The organism is Microbacterium sp. ZW T6_19 (assembly GCF_044987465.1).
Taxonomy (GTDB): Bacteria; Actinomycetota; Actinomycetes; order Actinomycetales; family Microbacteriaceae; genus Microbacterium; species Microbacterium natoriense_A.
On record NZ_JBJDRH010000010.1, the window covers coordinates 135725 to 141998 of the forward strand.

The 6274-nt window shown below is 67.3% G+C and carries 6 protein-coding genes; all 6 read left to right on the forward strand.

Annotated elements, in window-relative coordinates:
- Positions 1 to 56 precede the first annotated feature (56 nt).
- Positions 57 to 1214: a P1 family peptidase gene (locus ACI3KT_RS15375; RefSeq protein WP_404905380.1), complete on the forward strand. Its 1158-nt coding sequence runs from the start codon at positions 57 to 59 to the stop codon at positions 1212 to 1214.
- A gap of 52 nt (positions 1215 to 1266) precedes the next feature.
- The gene (locus tag ACI3KT_RS15380) at positions 1267 to 2301 is read left to right on the forward strand and encodes a TIGR00730 family Rossman fold protein (RefSeq protein WP_292905750.1); all 1035 of its coding nucleotides are present in this window, start codon (positions 1267 to 1269) and stop codon (positions 2299 to 2301) included.
- Positions 2302 to 2385: 84 nt separating this feature from the next.
- Positions 2386 to 4440 carry a PhoX family protein gene (locus ACI3KT_RS15385; protein WP_404905382.1) on the forward strand — a complete coding sequence of 685 codons (2055 nt, stop codon included), beginning with the start codon at positions 2386 to 2388 and terminating at the stop codon, positions 4438 to 4440.
- Positions 4441 to 4598: 158 nt separating this feature from the next.
- Positions 4599 to 5582, forward strand: coding sequence for a transcription termination factor NusA (nusA, locus tag ACI3KT_RS15390; RefSeq protein WP_404905384.1), 984 nt, complete (start codon positions 4599 to 4601; stop codon positions 5580 to 5582).
- Positions 5583 to 5638: 56 nt separating this feature from the next.
- The gene (locus ACI3KT_RS15395) at positions 5639 to 5893 is read left to right on the forward strand and encodes a YlxR family protein (protein ID WP_404905386.1); all 255 of its coding nucleotides are present in this window, start codon (positions 5639 to 5641) and stop codon (positions 5891 to 5893) included.
- A 51-nt stretch (positions 5894 to 5944) separates the two neighbouring features.
- Positions 5945 to 6274, forward strand: a 330-nt coding sequence (locus ACI3KT_RS15400; RefSeq protein WP_404905388.1) for a translation initiation factor IF-2 N-terminal domain-containing protein, incomplete at its 3' end; no start/stop codon positions are given.

Consider the following 6274-nt stretch of genomic DNA (forward strand, 5'->3'; position numbering starts at 1 on the left):
AAATACAACAAAATAGGTCTACAATCTGAACAATTGTTCATCTTTAGAGGAGCCTCATGTCAGCGACGACCGGACCGCACGACTCGCAGACCGCGCGAGCGCGCTCGCTCGGCATCCGCTTCGATGGTCGACCGGGTCCCCTCAACGCCATCACCGATGTGCCTGGGCTGGCGGTCGGATTCCAGACGCTGGTGAGCGGGGAAGGGGCCGGTGCCGTTCGCACCGGGGTGACCGCGGTCCTCCCTCGGGGGCGCGAGGGGATCGGATCGCCGTGCGCGGCTGCCGTGCATTCGTTCAATGGCAACGGGGAGCTCACCGGGCGCGCCTGGATCGACGAATCCGGATCGCTCTCGATGCCGATCGGAATCACCAGCTCGCACTCGGTCGGCGCCGTGCACACCGGGATCGACCGATGGATGGCGGACACCGCCCCGCATGTCGCCGCACAGTGGATGCTGCCGGTGGTGGGGGAGACCTGGGACGGCTATCTGAACGACATCAATGGCCGGCACGTCGCCCCTGACGATGCGGTCGCGGCGCTCGATGCGGCTGCGAACGGTCCGGTCGCGGAGGGGAACGTCGGCGGCGGCACCGGTATGAACTGCTACGGGTTCAAGGGTGGCACCGGCACCGCTTCGCGCGTCATCGCGCACGGTGATGACGAGTACACGGTCGGGGTGCTCATCCAAGCGAACTTCGGATCCCGCGCCGAGCTCCGGCTCGGGGGTGCAGACATCGGGGCGCGCTCGACCACCCCGAATCCGATCGAGGAGGAGGGCTGGTTCCACCGCGAGCGTGAGCGTCTCTGCGCGCCCGGAGGGGCGGGCTCGGCCATCGTCGTGATCGCGACAGACGCGCCGATGCTACCCGGTCAGTGTGCCGCGCTCGCCAGACGAGGCACCGTCGGTCTCGGGCGCAGCGGCACGGTCGGCGGGCACTTCTCCGGTGACATCATGCTCGCCTTCTCGACCGCGAACGAGGGGGCGTTGACCTCGTCGTTCCCGGCATCCGCCGAAGCGGAATACGAGACTCTTCGCTTCATCCCGTGGGGGCGGATCGATCCGTTCCTCACGGCGGTGGTGGAGGCTGTCGACGAGGCAGTGTGGAATGCGCTCGTCGCCGCGCGTGACATGGTCGGTCGCGACGGGCACGTCAGCCACGCACTGCCTCATGCGCAGATCAGGGCGGTCGTAGAGGAGGTCGGCGCCCGCTGACGCGGACGGCGTTGCGTCGTCTGTCGCGCACGGAGCATGACACGCTGGAGGCATGACCGAGGAACCGCTGCCGGCAGCGCTCAGCGCCGAGATCAATCGAGTCCTGGACGACGCAGGGGTGCACGCCGATCGCCGGCTGGTGATGCGGATGCTGCGAACAGCCGTGCTGCTCGGGGAGGACGGGACGAGTCGTCTCGATCTGAAGATCGCTTCGGCCGCCCTCGCCGAGATGCGCGATGCCTTCCGGCTGTTCGCCCCCTATGAGGGGATCCCGAAGGTCACAGTGTTCGGATCCGCACGTACCAGGCACGACGATCCGCTGTACGTGCAGGCGAGAGACGTCGCGGCGGCGCTCGCGGCCGACGGCTGGATGGTGGTGACCGGTGCGGGCCCCGGGATCATGCAGGCGGCGGCCGAGGGTGCGGGTCCCGCGCTCTCGCTCGGCGTGTCGATCCGGTTGCCGTTCGAGGAGAAGGCGAATGCGGTCGTCGAAGCCTCCGACCACGTCGTCGCGATGAAGTACTTCTTCACCCGCAAGCTCATGCTCATGAAGGAGTCCCGAGGGTTCATCTGCCTGCCCGGCGGTTTCGGCACGCTCGACGAGATGTTCGAGCTTCTGACGCTTCAGCAGACGGGCAAGGCCGAGCCCATGCCGATCGTGCTGCTCGACGAGCAGGACGGCAGATTCTGGAAGGGCCTCAAGCGATTCATCGACGAGGATCTGGCACCCACCGGCGTGATCTCCGAAGGAGACTTCGACCGGGTCATGATCACCGATTCGATCGAGGAGGCCACCGCACGGATCACCGGATTCTGGCGGAACTACGACTCTCTCCGCTGGGTGGGCCAGACTCTGGTCCTGCGGTTGAAGGCGGAGCCGACGGATGCTGAGATCGACGACCTGAACGCGAGGTTCGCGTCGATGCTGCTCTCCGGGCGCATCGAGCGGGCCGCACCGCTCGCTCCGGAGGTCGGCGACCAAGATCTGCTCGACCTGCCGCGGCTGGCGCTGCACTTCGACCAGTGGCAGGTGGGCAACCTGTTCCGCCTGATCGACGCGATCAACGCACTGCCTTCGGCGACCTGATCGGCAAGGGTTAAGAGAGCGTTCACCGCAGCGTCACCTCGAGCCAGGAAGCTGTTCCGGCAGCATCCCGACGAGGAGGACCCGATGACCCTGGCAGACCACACCCGCCGCCCGCTCCCGATGGCCGACCACGTGCGTGGGAAGCGCTCGGCCGTCACCTGCGAGTTGAAGTGCGCGAACGCGTGCCTCGGGCCGGAGTGCAACACCTCCGCGAACGAGGACTTCCACTCCATCGCCTCCGCGGTCTTCTCGCGCCGCGCGCTCTTCGGCCTCGGCGCCGCGGCGGCAGTGGCGCTGGCTGTCGGGGTGGGTCGCGACACGCCTGTGTCCTCTCCCGGCGCGATCGGCGTCGGCGGAGCGGGCGTCGCATCCGGCAAGCCCGGCACCGCCGGGCTCTCGTTCGGCCCCATCGCATCGGTCCCCGCGGACGTCGATGCCCTCACGGTGCCGGACGGCTTCACCTGGAAGCCGATCATCCGCTGGGGCGATCCGCTGTTCTCCCGCACGCCGGCGTTCAATCTCGCCGCCCAGACTCCGCAGGCCCAGGCCGAGCAGTTCGGCTACAACAGCGACTACCTCGACATCGTCGCCGACCCGAGCGGCAAGACCGGCGTGCTGGTGAACAACCACGAGTACGTGAACCCGAACATCATGTTCCCCGCGACGACGGACGCCGCCGAACTGCGGCGCCGGGGCGACATCTACAAGGCCGCCCAGGGCATGTCGGTCGTCGACATCAGCCGTCGCAAGGTGGGCCAGCCGTGGTCGTACGTCGTCGACGGCCGCCGCAACCGCCGCATCACGGTCGAGACCGTGTTCGAGCTGACCGGGCCCGCAGCGGGCACCGAGCTGGTGAAGACCGCCGCCGATCCGGAAGGGCGCTGGGTCCACGGCACTCTGGGCAACTGCTCGGGTGGAACGACGCCGTGGGGCACGATCCTCTCCGGTGAGGAGAACTTCAACGGGTACTTCGCCTGGGCGGCCGACACGGCTGAGCAGAAGCGGTACTCCGGCACCAGCACCACGTCCACCTCGACGGGGTGGGAGACCTACGATCCGCGCTTCAACGCGCACGATCCCGCCTACGTCAACGAGCCCAACCGCTTCGGGTACATCGTCGAGATCGATCCGCAGGATCCCACCTCGACACCTCGCAAACACACCGCGATGGGGCGCTTCAAGCACGAGGGCGCCAACATCCACGTGGCGGAGGACGGACGGATCGTCGCGTACATGGGCGATGACGAGCGCAACGACTACCTCTACAAGTTCGTGTCGAAGAACCGCATCTCCGGCTCGCGGAAGAAGAACCTGTCTCTGCTGAGCGAGGGCGACCTGTACGTCGCGAAGTTCACCGGGAACTCGCCGGCTTCCGAGATATCCGGCACCGGGGCGCTTCCCTCCGACGGGGCATTCGACGGCACGGGCTCGTGGATCCCGCTCACGCAGGGTGGGAAGAGCGTGGTACCCGGATTCAGCACCGAGCGAGTGCTGGTGTACACGCGCCTCGCGGCGGATGCCGTCGGCGCCACCAAGATGGACCGCCCCGAAGACGTCCAGCCGAGCCCTCTGACGGGCAAGATCTACGTCGCGCTCACGAACAACTCGAACCGCAAGGTGGTCGACGAGGCCAACCCCGTCACCGGGAACCGCTACGGCCATGTCGTCGAGATGACCGAGACATCAGGGCAAGCCGGCACGACGTTCGGCTGGAGCATCCTGCTGCTGTGCGGCGATCCGTCCACGTTCGGGAACGCGTACTTCGCCGGCTTCCCGAAGGAGCTCGTCTCGCCGATCTCCTGCCCCGACAACGTCGCCTTCGACTCCGAAGGAAACCTCTGGATCTCGACGGACGGCGCGCCGAGCACGATCGGCCGCGCTGACGGGCTGTTCAAGGTACCGCTCACCGGCGCGGAGCGCGGGCACGTGCAGCAGTTCCTCGCCGTCCCGCGCGATGCGGAGACCTGCGGCCCTGTCATCCACGACAAGGAGGGGCTGGTGTTCGTAGCTGTGCAGCACCCCGGCGAGGACGGAACGTTCGAGGCCCCGCACTCGCTCTTCCCCGACTACGGATCGAGCGCACCCGGCGACGTCCCCACCGCTCCGCGACCTGCCGTCGTGCAGGCCTACCGCGCCTGATCCGGTACTCACCGGTCTCCGACACCGCGAGCCTCCTGGCCGGACGGAAAGCGTCCGGCCAGGAGGCTCGTGATGCGCATCGGTCCCGCGCTGTCCGGTATCCTGGACGGATGCCCGCGGTTCATCGCGCGAGGCGAGAGCTGAATAGAGAGGCCGTCATGGACATCGAACTGAGTCTGCTGCGTGGGATCGAGAAAGAGAAGGCGATCCCCTTCGACGAATTGGTGTCGATCATCGAACAGGCCATCCTGACGGCCTACAACAAGCACGTCGCCGGCGACGGCCCCGCCCCTGAGGGCGTCCGCGTCGACCTCGACCGCAAGTCCGGTCACGTCGCGGTCCTTCAGGTCGTCAAGGACGAAGAGGGCGCGATCATCGGCGAAGAGGATGCCACGCCCGACGACTTCGGCCGCATCGCCGCGTTCGCCGCGAAGCAGGTCATCAGCCAGCGGCTCCGCGACATCGCCGACGACGCCGTGCTCGGAGAGTTCCGTGGCAAGGAGGGCGACATCGTCGCCGGCGTCGTCCAGCAGGGCCCCAACCCGCGGATGATCCACGTCGATCTCGGGTCTGTCGAGGCGATCCTGCCGCCGGAGGAGCAGGTGCCGGGTGAGGAGTACACACACGGTTCGCGCGTGCGCGTCTACGTCACGAGCGTCGCCAAGGGGCTGAAGGGGCCGCAGATCACCGTGTCGCGCACCCACCCCGGGCTGGTTCGCAAGCTGTTCGCCCTCGAGGTGCCCGAGATCGCCGCCGGCCTGGTCGAGATCGTCTCGCTCGCCCGTGAGGCCGGCCACCGTACGAAGATCGCGGTCAAGGCCAACGATCCCGCGATCAACGCCAAGGGCGCCTGCATCGGAGAGCTCGGTCGTCGTGTCCGTGCCGTCACGGAGGAACTCGCCGGCGAGAAGATCGACATCATCGACTACAACCCCGAGCTGGCGGCGTTCGTCGCCAACGCGTTGTCGCCTGCACGGGTGACCAGTTCGTTCATCCTGGATGCCGGCACGAAGGCCGTGCGTGCGCTGGTTCCGGACTACCAGCTCTCGCTGGCGATCGGCAAGGAGGGGCAGAACGCCCGCCTGGCCGCGAAGCTCACCGGAGCCAAGATCGACATCCAGCCGGACAGCATCCTCGACTGATCCGCTTCCCGGACTCGCCTCGAGGGCGTCGGTCCCGGGTGAAACGCAGGTGTAAGATGGAACCCGTACGAACGTGCGTCGGCTGTCGCACGCGTGCTCCCCGCACCACTCTGCTCAGAGTGGTGTCTCAGGACGACATCCTCATCATCGATGAAGGCGCCGTGCTGCCAGGGCGAGGCGCGTGGCTGCATCCGACGCGGGAATGCATGGAAGCCGCACTGCGGCGACGTGCTTTCGGACGAGCACTGCGTGTGTCCGCCACTGTGGACACGCAGACCATCGAACAGTATCCATCCAGAAACAAAGGCTGAACAGCTATGGAAACAAAGTGAACGGCTCGAAATGAGACCCGTCCGCGACTGATGGTCTGCCCTGTCTGGGGCAGACCGACCCCAGACAGGAGAATTGTGGCTGGTAAACCACGCGTACATGAGATCGCCGCCGAACTCGGCGTCGACAGCAAGGTCGCACTTGCAAAGCTCAAGGAGCTCGGCGAATTCGTCAAGAGCCCGTCTTCCACCATCGAACCGCCCGTGGCGCGCAAGCTGCGCGCGGCGATCGAGTCCGACGCTTCGCTGAAGCCGGCAGCCGATGCTGCCCCCGCCGCGAAGCCCGCGGCTGCCAAGCCGGCAGCCGCGAAGTCCGGCGCGCCGACGCCTGGCCCGAAGCCCGGCCCCAAGCCGGCGCCGGCG